Genomic DNA, 15,299 nt, shown 5'->3' with positions numbered 1-15,299 from the left:
GCTATGCTTGCCACCCGCGCTCTCGTTACTCACCACTGCATCACCCAAGATATCTCCCCAAAAATTCTTCTCTGAATCTGTCAAATCTATCATCTAGGATTGACTGACGAATATCTTTCACCAGCGTAACAATGAAATAAAGGTTGTGGATGGACGCAAGCGTCGCACCGAGCATCTCTTTAGAGCGGAAGAGGTGCGCCAGGTACGCACGCGTATAGTGGTTTGATGTATAACTTGGTGTATCAGGATCAATGAGAGAGAAGTCGGTTCGGTATTTGCTGTTGAGTATATTAATAAGCCCGTCTTTAGTGTAGAGCATGCCATTGCGTGCGATACGTGTTGGTGCTACACAGTCAAATGTATCGATACCGTGCTCAATACCTACAAAGAGATCTGCCGGCTCACCAATACCCAGGAGGTGTCGCGGTTTCTCCTCCGGTAGAATGCTGTTCACTGCCGGTAAGATCTCCTTAAAATCTTCTTTAGTGTATGAGCCACCAATGCCAAACCCAGCAAAGTCCATCTTGGCAAGCGTCTGTGCGCTCTCTTTGCGCAGATCTTCAAATGCACCACCTTGGACAATCCCAAAAAGCCCCTGCGCTGCATCTCCTCCCTGTGCCTTATGGTGCAGAAGACTGCGCTCCGCCCACCGGTGTGTGCGCTCCATTGCTTCACGCTGATATTCTTTTGTTGTTGTCGGCGATGGACACTCGTCAAACGCAAACATAATATCTGCGCCGATCGCGTGCTGTATCTCCATCGAACGCTCGGGAGTGAAGCGGTGGCTGCTTCCGTCAATATATGACTGAAACGACACACCGTCTTCATCAATCTTCACCATGGTCTCGCGTGTTTCGGTCCGCACATCCTCAATGGCAGCTGCATTAGTTGGACCAAACTTACTCAACCCTCGACCAAGTCCCGCACCGAGTGAAAACACCTGAAATCCACCCGAGTCAGTGAATGACGGACCCTGCCAATTCATGAATCCATGTAATCCGCCGGCCTCCTTAAGGATCTCCTCACCAGGCTCAAGGTAGAGGTGGTACGTGTTAGCAAGCACCGCCTGTGCGCCCACATCTGCAAGCAGCTGCTCCGGAGTAAGCGCTTTCACTGTTGCTTTCGTGCCCACAACAACGAACGCAGGGGTCTCAATGTGGCCATGTGGCGTCTTAATGACTCCCGCTCGCCCAAGGCGCCCCGGGAGCCTCTTGTCGATACGAAAAGAGATTGCTGACATTGATGAATGTTGTTTTTCGTGGGGAAGCTACAATGCAACGCCGCAAGAAGATCTAAGCGCGTGAATCGCGAGTAAAAAACCGAGAGTAAAGATAACCGCCCCAATAAAGCACTTTGAACGAAGTGGCTTACCCTCAAGCTCGGAAGAATGTCTTAAGAGCGAGAAGACGAATTGCACCCATGCATATGTCCCACCAAGCGCCAACACTGCGGCAAGAGCAAGGAGCGTCTGTTCAATACTCATATCTACTGACTTTTTACATCAATGAGCTCAACCTCAAAGAGGAGTGTGGAGTTTGCTGGGATTGAACCAATCGCACGCTCACCGTATGCGAGCTCTGCGGGGATGATAAGCTTTCGTTTGCCGCCGACTTTCATACCGGCAATTCCAAGATCCCACCCACGGATAACCTGCCCTGCTCCGAGCATAAAACTAAATGGCACACCCCGACTCACCGAGCTGTCAAACACAGTCCCGTCTTCAAGCGTTCCGGTGTAGTGGGCAACCACAATAGAGCCGGGTGTCGCCTCAGCCCCTTCACCAACAACAACATCTTCAATGATCAATCCTCCAGGGAGATTTTCTTCCATAGGCATGGTCGACCCGACACCCTGCGGCGCAGACCGAGAAATAAGTGCGTTAACAATACCAATAAAGAGTATGATTGCGACAGCTACCAGACCGACAGCTACCGCAACCTTCTCGTTTCGATTCATTTCTTGCATGGGTACATATATGGTGCGGTTAATAAGTACTTTCTATTATACGACAATACTCCACCAACACCATACCTACACACTGAACTAACAACCAAGTTCGTTCTCTATTGTGCAGGATGATCCGTCGCGCATCTGCGGCACTCCCGGCTCAGACCCTGAGATGACATAGTCAGAGACATCTGTTTCATCCCACTCGTGCTCATGATTCCAGAGTGTCCAGTGATATCTCCATTCGTTCCACCCGACACTGAGAAGCTGTACATATATACCGTGCTCCGCAAGCATATTGCCGATCTTTCGTCCGGTCATACACGGAATACTGTAGCAATAGACGATGATGTCCTTTTCTTGATCGAGTTCGCTGAAAGAATTTACAATACGCTCTACATCACCATATGCTGAAGTATACGGATCTTTGTACGCAGGTATGTTAATCGCACCGATGATGTGCTCGCGCTCATATTCCTCTTGAGAGCGCAAATCAACAAGAATAAAAGTATCGTCTCCTTTATCCATGTGTTTACGGAGACCATGTGGGCTCACATGCACTGCAACTTCGGCTGCATAAAAAGCCTTGATATGCGCGTCATCACTACTAATAAAACCGTTGCGAGAGACAATGGTCGCCGTAACCGCACTGACGACAACTGCCACAAGAACACTGATGGTAATAAGTTTGGTATCCATAGATCAAAGACTTACTGGTAAATTGTTACTATTAATAATTACTTACTATACCGCATGCACGTACGCTCAGCCATGTGTACACCACGCTTGACAATAGGCATATTTATGTGATACTGTAGACATAGAAAAACATTCCCATCCGAGCGATGGTAACCACAAAATTCGGCCAAGGAGGGCCCTGACTATGAAAAAATTGACCGCGGCTTTTGCCGTTCTCTTTCTCACTGGACTTTTCGTTATTGACGCAACACCGGCGTCTGCCGGTGTTGACATGGCAGTCGAAAAGCAAGATGGTGGGGTACTTCGAGTCGAAGTGACCCGGAGCGCGTGGGGTCCTTTCTGGGACCGCATCGACAGCGTTGTGTTCGAATGCACCCCTGGGTGCGCACCGGACGCGCAAACGTTCACACTGCCCGAAGACTTCTACGAACGTTCGTATATCGTCGGTGGTCGTGAAGTGCACGTCCTCCCCGATGGGAGTATGGTGCAGTTCTACGAAGTCGCCGGAGAAGAGGTTGATTCAGTTATCGACCATCTCTCCCGCATCGTTGCGATTCACTGCAACGATAACGGGTGTATTGGCATTGACCTTGGAGACGACGACCCAATTTACGCCAACAAGACGCGGATTGCGGCAGTCGCGATTGTTGTCGGTGTCCGTGTTGTGAAGCCCAAGTGGCTTCCCAAATGGATGACTGGACGCAGCTCCAATGGCTCCGGGTCTCAACCCCCGGTATCCAGCGTCATTCCCACGCCCGCACCGACGGGAATTCCTGGCGGGCTGAACTGACACAACATCCCCCGAGCGCACACGCGCTCGGGGTTTTTCTTTTTCCTTTCTTCAACTTTTAAACTCTCTCTAAGAACCCGACTGTTTAATGAGTATCATCCCGCCATAAAGTCCACCAAGGTCACTGAGTTCAGCCTTTTTTATCTCCGGTATCTCTGGGAATATCTTGAGAATCCCCTTGAGACACTCCTTAGTGTGATCAAGCGGTATTGCTGGGTCACCTACAATCATGGAGCCGCCGAGCACAATTGTCTTTGGAGACCAGAATACCGCAACATTATTAAGTCCATACGCAAGCCACTTTGCATATTCATCCCAAAATCCAAGATCGTCTATGTCATACGGTCTCTTTTTCATTCGCCGTTGTGTCGCCGCTCCGCCGATATAACTCTCGAGCGTACCGCTTTCACACTGCGAACAGAGTCCCTTCCCCGCATCAATAATCTGGTGTCCGGGCTCAAAACCAACTGAGGCCATGTCTATCTCTCCGTCAACAAAACGACAACCTCCGACACCGGTGCTTACTGTTAGGTATGCACTTATCCCTTCCATACCCCCCGCACCGAAGTGTATCTCCCCAAGCCCAACGAGCGCAGTGTCATTCGCTATTTTTACCGATACACCGAAATGCTCCGCGAGTCGCGTAGCGAGCGGTTTACCCACCCATCCTTTGAGATTTGGACCACCGAGAAGCATCCCGCGCCCCTGATCAACCGGTCCGGCGATTCCCCCGGCAATCCCTTCAATACTCTCTCCAGTTGCAAGAATTGAAATCTTATCAATAAGAACCCGTATCCCCTCTTCAAAATCCTCTGGAGTTTCTATGATAAGCGGGTCTCCCACAAACGCACTAAGATCGCGCGAGCCGGCAATGCGCATTTTAGTGCCACCAATGTCGAAAAGGATGTACATATTTACTCGACGATAGGACTAATATCCTGACCAAATAATTCTGATGCGTGTTTTGTATACGCAACTAGACTCTCGATGAAGTATGGGGGGTGTGCTTCCTGAATTTTTCCAATGATAAAGTACCCAAGTGCGAGCATGCCTGCATATCCAAGTGTGTCGGAAAGCGGCACAACAACCCTCTCTTTCTTCTCGGGAAACAACTCGCTCCCTTCACCAAGATGAATAAAGAGTTCTTTCTCGTACGGCACGACAGTCTTTGCGTGCTTCACCTCCTCAGTGGTGAATACGCGCCCCGTAACACGCCCACCAAAAAGCTCATCGAACTTGGTCTGAAACATATACCGCAACTCTGCATATTCACCTGGGATAGTCATAAGGAACGCTTCATACTCTCCGATATCGCTTGGTAGAACACGCGCCACTTCTGAGAAGTATTCAAGATCACAGGGGCACATCTCACTTGAGCCAGCGAGTATCATCCCGAGGTATGTTGAAGTGTTGTAGGTGTACGGTTCACGATTTTTTGGAAAGAGTATCACGCGTGCCGGGTCAATATGTCGCGCCGCAGGCGCCTGTTGGTTGTTTGTGAGGATCCAGACCGGGATATCCGAGCCAGCAAACTCTTCCGCTATCGAAACTGCATGTTTTCCACCGGAGGAAGAGATAATGACCACGCTATCGCGATCAGGGTAAATCTTGAGCTTCTTTCGATAATCACTCTCTTCAGCAAAAATTGCGGCAGTGTCTCGAAAGATAATCTTGCCGACCGCACATGCGTTCGCACTTCCAATAACCAGCGGTCGTGCGCCAACAGAAGCGGTGTTAAATTCTTGCGGTGGCGTCTCTTTAAAAAGCTCAAGCGCGCCTAACACCGCAGTATCAAGATTAGGGAGAGAGTATATATCAAAAGAATTGAGAATTTCGCGGTACATAATTTAGAGAATGAAAAATATTACCATGACACCAAACACAACGAGAAGTACGATTTCCTGGGGCACATGTTTCATTATCTTGATTATACCCCAAAGATACGCAGAGGTTTATTCCTCTTTGTACAGTTCTTGCGCACGACGCCAAAAGTCATCATCCCCTTGCTCCTTAAGCCAGTACCACCACTCAGCACCCCAGAGGTACTGCGTATCAAAACCGGTCTTTCGCGCAAACGCGATGATATTCTCAAATTTCTCCAGATTCATACGCTCACGCTGGGTCTCAATTGGTGTCTCAACGATTGGCTGCAGGAGCCACGGCTCAGCCGAAAGTTCGATGAGTAGCGCTGTCTTAGGACCATACCAAAGACGTGCAAGGTTGTACTTAAGACGGTAGTACGCGGGCGGTAAAACAGACTTAAATGGTCCAACATTTTCATTCCAGAAATAGACATACACACTGGTCCCGAATACGTCGCTGTTCTTGTACGCCCCCGCCCATGTGCCAAGGTTGCCACTGTCAGTTAAGAGAATCGGACGCCCCGGATCAAGCTCTTTGACTAATGCAATCTCTTCTTTAAGAAATACTTCATCAAACTCTCCACAATATTCTTTTCCAAAGACGGTGAGATACGGCTCATTCTCGACTTGCCAGTAGAGAATATTCTCGTTGTCCTTGTAGCGGTTCACCACCGTCTTAATCATCTCTCGTATCTCCACTTTCTGCTCTTCCCAAGAGAGGTCGGATGCCCAACGCGGAGTATGGCACTCTGGCCAACGCGGAAGTCGCCGCCCGACACCAACCACCATATCAACCCCGCGCGCTGACGCCTCATTGACCTGGTAGTCAATCTCACTAAAGTCGTAGAAATCTTTTCCCGGCTCGATCAAATCCCAGTGAGCAGCAAGTCGAAGGTGTCGAACACCAAGATCTTCGATGATGGCGTCGTATGTTTCTCTCCAGTCAAGCCCCAACTCCTCCGCATAGAGTGTATTGAACGACATCCCATATGTGATCCGCTCTGGCACAGGGCGATACGACAACAAGGAGAGCAGCAGCACGACAGTTAGAGCGATTACTCCGAGAATGATAATTATTTTGTGCCATTTCTTCATAATAACCGGTGCCTAGAGGAAGAGAACAAAGAATCCGGCGGTAATAATACTGACCGATATGATCTTCTGCCAGACGTCATACCTCGAGCATCTCTCTCCACACGCCTGCGGCAAACTCTTACCGCTGATAACCGCAAACATAAGAAGAAAGACAAACTGCAGCCCACCAAGCGCCTGCACAATACTCACCTCTCCAAGTTCAATACTCTTAAGTATCATAATACTCGCAATCCCAGCAAGGAGTTTATTTCCCAATATAATCGCAATAGCATTCTTGCGCGGCACCTCAGCGGACATTGCTTTCTTCTTTGGGTGGATCTGTATCCACGGAAGGACAAACACCAGGAGCGCCGGGATGACAATACCAACACGCGACCAAAAGAACGCATTATCAAAGTGTGTATAACCAAAGAGCACCTTGAGACACACGAAATGTGTCGCAAAAAGCAATCCAGAGACAATCGCGACGAGAAGAGTCTGCGCTTTTAAAAAACGAAAGAGTGAGATGAGTAGCGTACCGATGACCAGAAGCGCGAACCCCCAAAGAAAATTATGAGTGAGAGAGAACTCTAAAAAATAAAAACTCAAGACAAATGACCCAATCGCGGAGAACGCACCAACAACCGGGATAACGTCTGAAGTGTCTGCATCACGGAGCGCGGTAAAGAGCGCAACCAGAGAACCAAAGAATGCAAACCCGGCAATGACCGAGAGAAGCAGTATTTCAATGTTGGGAAAACCAACGTTCTCAATCGAAGGAATGGAAACGCCATCAAGCGGTATCTCAACCCAACTAAAGAAAAAGACAAATATCGCGAACACCGAGAGAATGCTCACGTAAAACGCATATGTAATCGGTTTGTGTACCACACGCGCGGTCACAATATATTTATCAATAACCGCAACAATTGCGTTCAGAAATTGAGCAACGACGACGAGAAGGATCCAGACAGACATGGTGTAATAGGTTTTTATAATTCTAACACGTTCGACTCGCAGACCTTCTTATACACCTGTGCAGAAGGGCGGACTTTTCGCTCCTGAGTTTTAAAATCAACCGCCACAAGTCCAAAGCGCGGCCAGAAGCCCTTGTCCCACTCGAAATTATCAAGGAGCGACCAGTGCAGGTACCCGCGCACATCAACCCCTTCTTCAATCGCATGGTGTAGATGTTTGAGTGATTCGGTAATGAACCACTCGCGGTGAGAGTCATCCGCATCCGCAAGCCCATGCTCGGTCACGTAGATCGGGAGTTTATATTTCTCGTGCATCTCACGTGCCATCTGCGCAAGCGACTCCGGGTGGAGCTCCCAGCCCATATCGGAGATACGCTCATTGTGATCTTCATTAAACCCGTAATTGATGCGGTTACGGTGGTAATGATTGAGCGTGATGACATCTTGATACCCTTTGGTCTCATTGAGGAACCAATCATTCCACCACCGATCTGCGACCCACTTGAGTGCCTTGTTGATGAACCCTCCAGCACTCTCGAAGTAGATGTTGTGCTTCGCGACGCACACCTTTGCTTCAGGGTGGGATTCCTTGATAACTGTGTACGCTGCCTTGTGCGCTCGGATCAGGTTTCTAATGACCCGGCGGTATGCACTATAGCTTTTCTTCTGTGGAGGCCAGCATCCCTTAAGGTATGCATGACCAGCAACCACCTCGGGTTCATTGAGTGTGATCCAGAACACAACATCTGCACCAAGTGCCGCAACAACCTTTTCTGTATAACGAGTGAAATGTGACACAAACTCCCGTGACTCAAGACCTCCTTTCTTCTCAAGCCACAGCGGGATCGGCCAGTGCCAAAGAGTTACAAACGGCTCCATACCCCGCGCACGAAGTGCTGCGATGACAGTGCGGTAATGTTCTATTTCTTTTTCGTCAAACTTCCCTTCTTCCGGCTCTATACGCGACCACTCGATCGAGAAGCGGTGCGCATTGTGCCCGAGCGATTTCGCGATATCAAAATCTTTCTCAAAGCGGTTGTAATGGTCAGCTGCTCTACCCGAAATATAGTTTGCTTCTTCAAGCATTTCTGGGAAGCGTCCTCGATCACGCGATTCCCAACTCTTCCACACATCGGTGCCCACGCCAGCACTCTCGGCTAGCCGTTTTGCGTTTTCCTTCTCCCACTCACTCCAGTCGTTGTGAGTACCTCCTTCAACCTGGTGTGCAGAGGTTGACGCACCCCAGAAAAAACCTTTTGGAAATTCTCGTCTCATTGGTACTTAGTATAGCAGAAACGCCAACCCAAGGTTGGCGTTTATTGTGGCTTACAGAAGACTCCGTTTAGCCAATACCACATGGATGTGGCTTGCCTTATGACGTCCGAACACGACGTGCCGCAAGCATAAATACAGTGATTGCAGCAAAAAGCGTGAACGCCATAAGCGGGAAGGTAATGTAACCAAACTCAAAGAGGATGCGCTGTGAGCAGTCCCCGCCTGATACTGGGCAACCAACAAGATCGCGCTCACCTACCTGCAAGAGGTGCTGATAAAGCGCAACAACCGCACCGAAAACCGAGAGTCCTATGAGATAATCCGCCACCATAGCGACTTGTTCTCGTTTTACCAAAGCAATCCCTACAACAACTACCTGTGAATACAAGAAGACTCGTTGAAGCCAACACAAACTACACGGGACAAAACCAAAAACCTCAGAGTACACAAGTGTCATGACTGCCCCCAACAGAGAGAGGGCAAACACGATTAAAAGTCCGTACTTGCGTATAAGCCTCAGAACAGGGTGTTTCTTCTTAAAGAGAAAAAGGAGGAAGACGAAACATGCAGACATTTGAAGCGCGATAATACCTAAAGAGAGGATGAGATTAAGTTGTTCAACAAATGATGTCATATCAATGATTTCATTACTGCTGTGGCAACGTGCAGCCAGTCTCCTCAGCAAGTGTTGAGAATTCCACTTCCCCGGTCAGACGACTTCCATCAGGGAACTCCCACGTGGGATATCCCATGACTCCCGCATCTTTACAGATCTGAAGCTGTGCTTGTCCATTCGGGGTTGAGCACTCGATGTACGGTAAGAATTTTTCTGATGAACCAAAAACCTTCTTTTGGTTTTGACAATGCGGACACCAGAATGTTCCGTAGAATTTTGTACCGCTATCAGTAATACATTGAGCAAACTCGTCATACTGACCAGCAGCAGTGCCCTCATTGTAGTAATACCACCCAAAGAGCAACGCAATTACTACAAGTACCCCTATAATCATTCTATTATTCATAAGCTGAACTGGTTATCTCTTACCTCTCTATGGGGTGATACAAAGTGCCGGGTCAGCGCAATCCAACCCTCCAATAACACCATCAACGTCTGAGACAAGCGCTTCTTGTTCTGTCTGCTCAAGGACACCCTTGAGCACGTAGCTGGTGCAGGCATTGCTATTGCAAGCAGTACCAGAGAAGTCAGTCGCTTGATACATATATGTGTACACTCCGGTATTAAGCGGGTCTACTGGGAGCTTCTTTAGATAACCGCCGTTCACTACGGAGTCGAGACTACTACCAGCCGGGTAGAGTGCGTTGTTGTCAGAACTGTAGAGCTCGAGCGCATTCTTGATCTGTGCGAGATCATCGAAACGACGACTATCACGCCCCTTCTCCCGCGCATCAGTGAGCATGAAAAGTGCAATCGAGGTCATGATACCAATGATTGCAACAACGACTAAGAGTTCGAGAATAGTAAACCCAGAAATACGTTTGTTCATATGGATTATATTACCACAAATCTGTTAGATATGAAGTTGACGTGCTACGTTGTAAGCCATCCACCATCACCGTCCCGTTGAAGCACGCTTCTCCTTTGTCGGCTTCTTTTCCTTGCTCTTTTCCTTCTGGGCAAAGAATCTTCGTAAGATTGCCTCTTTTCGTGATTCAGGTACAAACCCAGACACAAAGATGAGCAGTAGGGCGCCGGCAAGTACAATCTCGAGCAGACTAAAGTCGTGAGCGCCAATTGTGAATATCCATATCTCTTCTTTAACCACCAATGCTGTTGTAGTTGGGTAGCTTCGTGCACCGCGCTCATCTTCAGCGCTCACCTCGAGTGTGTACACACCATTAGGAAGTGCTGTGTCGAGATTCACCATCCAATGTCCCTCGCCGGTACTCTCTACGGTCTTTGAGAAGACTTCAAACCCTTCTTCGGAGACCAGCCGAAGCGTGACGAGCGTGTGCGCCATTCCGTACCCCCATACAAATTCACCACCAGCAAGGTGCGCAACCTCAGGCTTAAAAACAATCCTCGGAGTTTGGATTGGTAAGACATCAATCTCCATTCGCTCTTCAATACTATTTCCGGCAACATCAAACATCTCAACACCAATCACATGACGGCCCGGATTAACCGATGGGAGAACAAGGCGAGATGTTTCGAGATGTCCTTCTCTTGATGAGACAGTTTCTATCTTCTCTCCATCAATATAAATATCTGCATGGGAGATTCCCGAGAGCGCGTCGTGTCCGTGAAGTGTTATCTCTGCAGTCGGATCCTCCTCAGAGTCTCTCTCAATTTCCACTTCGAGTACAGTCGGTGGCGTCGTGTCTATCGCGATGCGATGGTGTGCGACCGCACCCCAGCCCACATTGTTCTTAAATTGAACATGGACGTACCAGACACCTTCATCAAGTGCGCCGAAATCCTTTCCGGTTGAGAGCTGGCTGGTAGAGGTCTGCGGCACTCCATTCGGATTATGGTTTAAGGCGGTTGCGATCTTTGTTACGTCATTTGGTAGTTTCCACAACACAATTGTGTCTCCGGTGTAGTTATGCCACAGAGTCTGATCAGAATAGAGGTTCACCCGAAGCTCCGGTGCTTCGGGCGTTGCTTCTCCAGGCACTGGCGTATGAACAACCTCAACTGGTTGCTCTTGTCCTGCTACGGGCTGCCGCGCGGTCGTCACGGTCTGGGCACCAATCCCACAACTCTCGATACAGAGATTCTCGATATTAAAGAGCACGTTAGTCCCTTTTCCGTCGTTCGCGCTTACTACCCCGTCCTCTATTTGCACATCGGCATCCCCAACGCCCTTCACGAGGAAATGAAGTCTGAGTATCTGTAGCGAATTACCGGAGACACCACGCGGCGTACCCCCGGCAAACGTCATAACGCCTTCCTTATTTGAGTACTCCGGCTCTTTGAGCCAGAAGTTGAAGATTGAACCAGTGCGCTCCACACTCACCAGTTCAAGAATATCATTTGAGAAGGAAACTTTTGCCTCAGCGGCATTAATATAGATACTCCCGGTATCAACCACAAGATTCACCGATATCTTCCCTCCGGGACCGGTATCAAACTCGCCATTCTGCAACAAGCGTAACGTTGCGGCATGCGCCATTGACGTAATGGTAAAGAATAAGAAAACACTCAGGAGTCCTCCATAGATTATCTGTTTGTATCGATACTGTGTGGTCATAACTATATAAATGAACATTAGAGGATGTCGGGTATTGTGATGGATTGCAGGAAGAGACTAAAGTCAGTGATATCAGTCTTTCCATCGCCATTAAGGTCTACTGAAGCGTGGAGTGACTTATCTTGGGACTGGAAGCGGTATAGGAAGATACTCCAATCAGTTATATTTACCTCATTATCAGCGTTAAAATCAGTCCGAATACAACACGTGCTCACGCGGAATGATCTGGGTGTGGAGTAATTACTCTCCTGGGTGTCTGATATCTGCCTCGCGACAACAGAGTAACTCCCCGCTGCAAGATTGTCTGTCGATAGCGACACTTCATAGAATCCGGTTGACGTTGCTGCAGTTGTCTCAAGCACACCAACCCCAGCTACATCTAATAGTACCGTATTCCCACCTGCGGCATAACCGACGATATACACATCTTCGCCTTTGAGGGCCGCCGACTTCCTGAAGCCGACTGTCGGCGGGAAGAAGATGTCTTCAACTCTTAGCGTGTCAGTGAAGAGAAGGTCGGCAACAAAGGAGAGTGCTCCTGAGGTTCGTCCGTCAACGTCATATGCACGCAGCGTAAAGACATAGTCACTGCTCAAAAGTCCGACGTATGTATTTGAAAACGATCCATCGGGATTCATGACGATAGTCGTTTCTGGAGTATTCCGGTAAACATCTTCAATGAAACTCCTCCTGAGAACCTCAACGGTGCTTGATGGGTAGGCCTGACCGGAGAAATAGACCTGCGTAGCAGGACCACCACCAACGTCCGATGGGTCACCCGTGCCAGAAGGAACAACCACCTCGGTCTCATCGATATTGACTAAGTCTTGCTTCTCGGTGGTCCCATATAGACCGAACTTGGTTTCAACTTGCGTACTCGTAAGATCATCGGGGGTAATAGATAATTTTATACCGAATGTACTTCCTGCAGGGATGGTACCAAACAAGCCCGATAGGTCAGTAACCAAATATTTTATATTCATTGTCATTGGAAATGAGTACGTGTCAACCGTCGAGATAACCGCACCATTAGCAGGATTAACTTCAACGAGCTTAATGTATCCCGTCCCATTAGTATCTTTGATTTTCAGATAGATATCATTTCCTGAGGCCTGTCCAGTGACCACTGTATCAGCAGCATATCCACCATTATCAAGATACGACATGATCAGGTCTTGCTCTGCGGTACTAGATATTGTGTAGTTTACCCTGTCTCTTTTCGGTTTGTCGCCAGAACAACTTGCACTCGCACTCGGTATCAACTGAGTCACGACATAGCCGGTAAATGTTACTTGAGCAGCACCATCCGCGCACGCAGTATCAAGCGATCCGTCAGCTAAGACGTTTGGAAATTGGTAGGCAGTTGTTGTCGCTTGCGCATCGTACACATTAGGGTGCAGGAATAGAAGAACAACCAGACCGGCACACATGATTGCAGCTGGCAATATCTTTAGATTAAAATCAAATGAAGTATTGCTCATTTACCATAAAGTATATCAGAGGCGTGGTATCCATAACACGGAGTTATCCTGATGTTGCGCAAAGGTGTCTACGCACCAAAGTGAGTACACACGAATATACCAAAAAGAAGTCTGTCGGCAGGGACGCTACCACCAGAAACAAGAAGATGTAATCCGTTCTTAACAACGACTGCTTAGTGAATTTCATCAGGATGATACCAGGGGCGTATGCGCTCTTGCTTTACTCAGTGGTTACTCCGTCAAAGTGCTCTTCTTTCTCGTCTTCCTTTGTTCTCTGCACGACACCATCCTTGTGCTCGGGCGGTGAGTAGACTGTGTAGAGTTTAAGCTCCGTATCGCCCGTGTTGATGACGTTGTGCCAGGTGCCCGCAGGGATCACAACCGCAAAATCGGCACTCACCTCGTGTTCGTCCTCGTTGTTGAGTATCACTTTTGCACTCCCCTGCTCAAAGCGGATAAACTGATCGAGTTCATGAAGCTCGTTGCCGATCTCTTCTCCCGGCTGAAGATTCATCAACACAAGCTGACTGTTCTTGCCCGTGTAAAGCACTCGACGATAGTCGGTGTTCTCAAGTGTATCCTTTTCAATATTGGTGATATATCCTTTCATGTCTTTTTTGTATTACGCTAATACCTTTTTCTACAGTATACGATATTGCTCCACTCCGCACACCACATGCTATACTTTCGCCATATGATGAAAGGAGGCAGCGGCAAGACAGAAGCATACGACGTCATGGTCATTGGTGGTGGACCTTCGGGAATGATGTCCGCCGGACGCGCCGCGGAGCGCGGTAAACGCGTACTCCTTATCGAGAAGAACAGAAGACTCGGAGAAAAGCTCAACATCACCGGAGGCGGGCGCTGCAACATCACCAACGCCGAGTTTGATACGCGCACACTTCTTTCGCACTACGGCGATGCGGAGCAGCCACTCTACTCCCCCTTCTCACAATACGGCGTAGAGGACACGTTTGCTTTCTTCGAGTCGCGCGGGTTACCGCTCGTTGTCGAAGCACGCAAGCGCGCGTTCCCAAAGACACAAAACGCAAAAGATGTCACTGCGGTCATGGAGCGCTATGTCAGAGAAAGCAACGTCGATGTGCAAACCGAATCCACCGTGACAAAGATTACAATTGAAAACGCTCACACTGTTCGTGTAGACACGAGAGATAGATCCTTTATCGGCAAAAATATCATCATCGCGCTCGGCGGTGTCTCCCACCCCGAGACAGGTACGACAGGTGACGGATTCCGATTCTTGAAACAGCTTGGTCATACAGTGAGAGAACCGAGTCCCGACATTGTCCCCCTTCGTGTTGAAGAGACTTGGGTCACTAACCTCTCGGGGACGTCGCTTTCGTTTATGAAGATAACCTTCTACCTCGACAATGTCCAAAAATTCTCTTTGGAAGGGAAGATCCTCTTTACACACTTCGGCATCTCTGGACCACTCATCTTGAACGCCGCACGAAAGGTAAAAGAGCTCTTACGCGCAGGCGTGGTTACCGCAACTATTGATTGCTACCCAGACACCGACTTCGCACAACTTGAGCGACGCATTATTGCGCTCTTCGATCAGCACAAGAACAAAGACTTTAAGAATATCCTCGATGAGATTGTCCCGCATGGTACTGCAAAGTCGCTTGCAGATATCGCACCCTTTAAAGATATTATTGAGAAAAAAGTGCACAGCGTCACCAAAGAGGAACGCAGAGCACTTGTGCATGCACTCAAAGGGTTACCACTTACTATCTTGGGGCTTATGGGGTTTGAACGTGCGGTTGTTTCAGACGGCGGTGTACCACTCACCGAGATTGACACCAAGACAATGCAATCAAAACTCTACCCCAACCTCTACATAACCGGCGACATGCTCCACATCAACCGCCCGTCGGGTGGCTATTCGCTCCAGCTCTGCTGGACTACCGGATATGTCGCCGGCAATCGTGTATAGACCTGGCTCTTAAGATATGTTGGGC

17 protein-coding genes are annotated in these 15,299 nt (G+C 48.7%); 2 read left to right on the top strand and 15 right to left on the bottom strand.

The window, feature by feature from the left end:
- Positions 1–40: 40 nt before the first annotated feature.
- From tgt to OQJ98_01870, 4 genes are all read right to left on the bottom strand, one after another.
- Entirely contained in the window at positions 41–1,240 is a 1,200-nt protein-coding gene (gene tgt, locus OQJ98_01885) for a tRNA guanosine(34) transglycosylase Tgt (GenBank protein MCW9054709.1), read from the bottom strand.
- Positions 1,241–1,267: 27 nt separating this feature from the next.
- Positions 1,268–1,483, bottom strand: a complete 216-nt coding sequence (locus OQJ98_01880) for a hypothetical protein (GenBank protein MCW9054708.1) — start codon at positions 1,481–1,483, stop codon at positions 1,268–1,270.
- 2 nt (positions 1,484–1,485) lie between these two features.
- The gene (locus OQJ98_01875) at positions 1,486–1,965 is read right to left on the bottom strand and encodes an FKBP-type peptidyl-prolyl cis-trans isomerase (protein MCW9054707.1); all 480 of its coding nucleotides are present in this window, start codon (positions 1,963–1,965) and stop codon (positions 1,486–1,488) included.
- A 78-nt stretch (positions 1,966–2,043) separates the two neighbouring features.
- On the bottom strand, positions 2,044–2,646 hold the full coding sequence (locus OQJ98_01870) for a rhodanese-like domain-containing protein (GenBank protein ID MCW9054706.1): 603 nt from the start codon (positions 2,644–2,646) through the stop codon (positions 2,044–2,046).
- Between the two features lie 184 nt (positions 2,647–2,830).
- On the opposite strand from OQJ98_01870, the gene OQJ98_01865 reads away from it, so the two are divergent.
- Entirely contained in the window at positions 2,831–3,436 is a 606-nt protein-coding gene (locus tag OQJ98_01865; protein MCW9054705.1) for a hypothetical protein, read from the top strand.
- Between the two features lie 69 nt (positions 3,437–3,505).
- On the opposite strand, the gene OQJ98_01860 is transcribed toward OQJ98_01865, so the two are convergent.
- The 11 genes from OQJ98_01860 to OQJ98_01810 all read right to left on the bottom strand — a co-directional run bounded on the left by OQJ98_01860 (position 3,506) and on the right by OQJ98_01810 (position 13,927).
- Complete coding sequence (locus OQJ98_01860) at positions 3,506–4,348, bottom strand: ROK family protein (GenBank protein MCW9054704.1); 843 nt, start codon at positions 4,346–4,348, stop codon at positions 3,506–3,508.
- Between the two features lie 2 nt (positions 4,349–4,350).
- Positions 4,351–5,280, bottom strand: a complete 930-nt coding sequence (locus OQJ98_01855; protein ID MCW9054703.1) for a hypothetical protein — start codon at positions 5,278–5,280, stop codon at positions 4,351–4,353.
- 108 nt (positions 5,281–5,388) lie between these two features.
- The gene (locus tag OQJ98_01850; GenBank protein ID MCW9054702.1) at positions 5,389–6,393 is read right to left on the bottom strand and encodes a beta-galactosidase; all 1,005 of its coding nucleotides are present in this window, start codon (positions 6,391–6,393) and stop codon (positions 5,389–5,391) included.
- Positions 6,394–6,405: 12 nt separating this feature from the next.
- Positions 6,406–7,350 (bottom strand): hypothetical protein, encoded by a 945-nt coding sequence (locus OQJ98_01845; GenBank protein MCW9054701.1) that lies wholly within the window; start codon positions 7,348–7,350, stop codon positions 6,406–6,408.
- Between the two features lie 14 nt (positions 7,351–7,364).
- Positions 7,365–8,624: a glycoside hydrolase family 1 protein gene (locus tag OQJ98_01840; GenBank protein ID MCW9054700.1), complete on the bottom strand. Its 1,260-nt coding sequence runs from the start codon at positions 8,622–8,624 to the stop codon at positions 7,365–7,367.
- 97 nt (positions 8,625–8,721) lie between these two features.
- A complete protein-coding gene (locus tag OQJ98_01835; GenBank protein MCW9054699.1) occupies positions 8,722–9,258 on the bottom strand; it encodes a disulfide bond formation protein B in 537 nt (178 codons plus the stop codon).
- A gap of 13 nt (positions 9,259–9,271) precedes the next feature.
- Complete coding sequence (locus tag OQJ98_01830) at positions 9,272–9,646, bottom strand: hypothetical protein (protein MCW9054698.1); 375 nt, start codon at positions 9,644–9,646, stop codon at positions 9,272–9,274.
- A gap of 27 nt (positions 9,647–9,673) precedes the next feature.
- Complete coding sequence (locus OQJ98_01825) at positions 9,674–10,129, bottom strand: prepilin-type N-terminal cleavage/methylation domain-containing protein (protein ID MCW9054697.1); 456 nt, start codon at positions 10,127–10,129, stop codon at positions 9,674–9,676.
- Positions 10,130–10,195: 66 nt separating this feature from the next.
- A complete protein-coding gene (locus OQJ98_01820) occupies positions 10,196–11,836 on the bottom strand; it encodes a cohesin domain-containing protein (protein MCW9054696.1) in 1,641 nt (546 codons plus the stop codon).
- A gap of 17 nt (positions 11,837–11,853) precedes the next feature.
- Positions 11,854–13,317, bottom strand: coding sequence for a hypothetical protein (locus tag OQJ98_01815; GenBank protein MCW9054695.1), 1,464 nt, complete (start codon positions 13,315–13,317; stop codon positions 11,854–11,856).
- A 220-nt stretch (positions 13,318–13,537) separates the two neighbouring features.
- The gene (locus OQJ98_01810; GenBank protein ID MCW9054694.1) at positions 13,538–13,927 is read right to left on the bottom strand and encodes a cupin domain-containing protein; all 390 of its coding nucleotides are present in this window, start codon (positions 13,925–13,927) and stop codon (positions 13,538–13,540) included.
- Between the two features lie 84 nt (positions 13,928–14,011).
- Between OQJ98_01810 and OQJ98_01805 the strand changes: the two genes are divergently transcribed.
- The gene (locus tag OQJ98_01805) at positions 14,012–15,274 is read left to right on the top strand and encodes an NAD(P)/FAD-dependent oxidoreductase (protein ID MCW9054693.1); all 1,263 of its coding nucleotides are present in this window, start codon (positions 14,012–14,014) and stop codon (positions 15,272–15,274) included.
- Positions 15,275–15,299 lie beyond the last annotated feature (25 nt).

Source organism: Candidatus Paceibacterota bacterium, from assembly GCA_026195275.1.
GTDB lineage: Bacteria > Patescibacteriota > Minisyncoccia > Phycocordibacterales > JABMNX01 > JABMNX01.
This window is presented reverse-complemented; position numbering and strand designations above follow the sequence as displayed.

Coding starts and splice junctions, on each gene's coding strand:
- tgt (MCW9054709.1), bottom strand. CDS start 1,240: ATGTCAGCAATCTCTTTTCGTATCGACAAGAGGCTCCCGGGGCGCCTT.
- OQJ98_01880 (MCW9054708.1), bottom strand. CDS start 1,483: ATGAGTATTGAACAGACGCTCCTTGCTCTTGCCGCAGTGTTGGCGCTT.
- OQJ98_01875 (MCW9054707.1), bottom strand. CDS start 1,965: ATGCAAGAAATGAATCGAAACGAGAAGGTTGCGGTAGCTGTCGGTCTG.
- OQJ98_01870 (MCW9054706.1), bottom strand. CDS start 2,646: ATGGATACCAAACTTATTACCATCAGTGTTCTTGTGGCAGTTGTCGTC.
- OQJ98_01865 (MCW9054705.1), top strand. CDS start 2,831: ATGAAAAAATTGACCGCGGCTTTTGCCGTTCTCTTTCTCACTGGACTT.
- OQJ98_01860 (MCW9054704.1), bottom strand. CDS start 4,348: ATGTACATCCTTTTCGACATTGGTGGCACTAAAATGCGCATTGCCGGC.
- OQJ98_01855 (MCW9054703.1), bottom strand. CDS start 5,280: ATGTACCGCGAAATTCTCAATTCTTTTGATATATACTCTCTCCCTAAT.
- OQJ98_01850 (MCW9054702.1), bottom strand. CDS start 6,393: ATGAAGAAATGGCACAAAATAATTATCATTCTCGGAGTAATCGCTCTA.
- OQJ98_01845 (MCW9054701.1), bottom strand. CDS start 7,350: ATGTCTGTCTGGATCCTTCTCGTCGTCGTTGCTCAATTTCTGAACGCA.
- OQJ98_01840 (MCW9054700.1), bottom strand. CDS start 8,624: ATGAGACGAGAATTTCCAAAAGGTTTTTTCTGGGGTGCGTCAACCTCT.
- OQJ98_01835 (MCW9054699.1), bottom strand. CDS start 9,258: ATGACATCATTTGTTGAACAACTTAATCTCATCCTCTCTTTAGGTATT.
- OQJ98_01830 (MCW9054698.1), bottom strand. CDS start 9,646: ATGAATAATAGAATGATTATAGGGGTACTTGTAGTAATTGCGTTGCTC.
- OQJ98_01825 (MCW9054697.1), bottom strand. CDS start 10,129: ATGAACAAACGTATTTCTGGGTTTACTATTCTCGAACTCTTAGTCGTT.
- OQJ98_01820 (MCW9054696.1), bottom strand. CDS start 11,836: ATGACCACACAGTATCGATACAAACAGATAATCTATGGAGGACTCCTG.
- OQJ98_01815 (MCW9054695.1), bottom strand. CDS start 13,317: ATGAGCAATACTTCATTTGATTTTAATCTAAAGATATTGCCAGCTGCA.
- OQJ98_01810 (MCW9054694.1), bottom strand. CDS start 13,927: ATGAAAGGATATATCACCAATATTGAAAAGGATACACTTGAGAACACC.
- OQJ98_01805 (MCW9054693.1), top strand. CDS start 14,012: ATGATGAAAGGAGGCAGCGGCAAGACAGAAGCATACGACGTCATGGTC.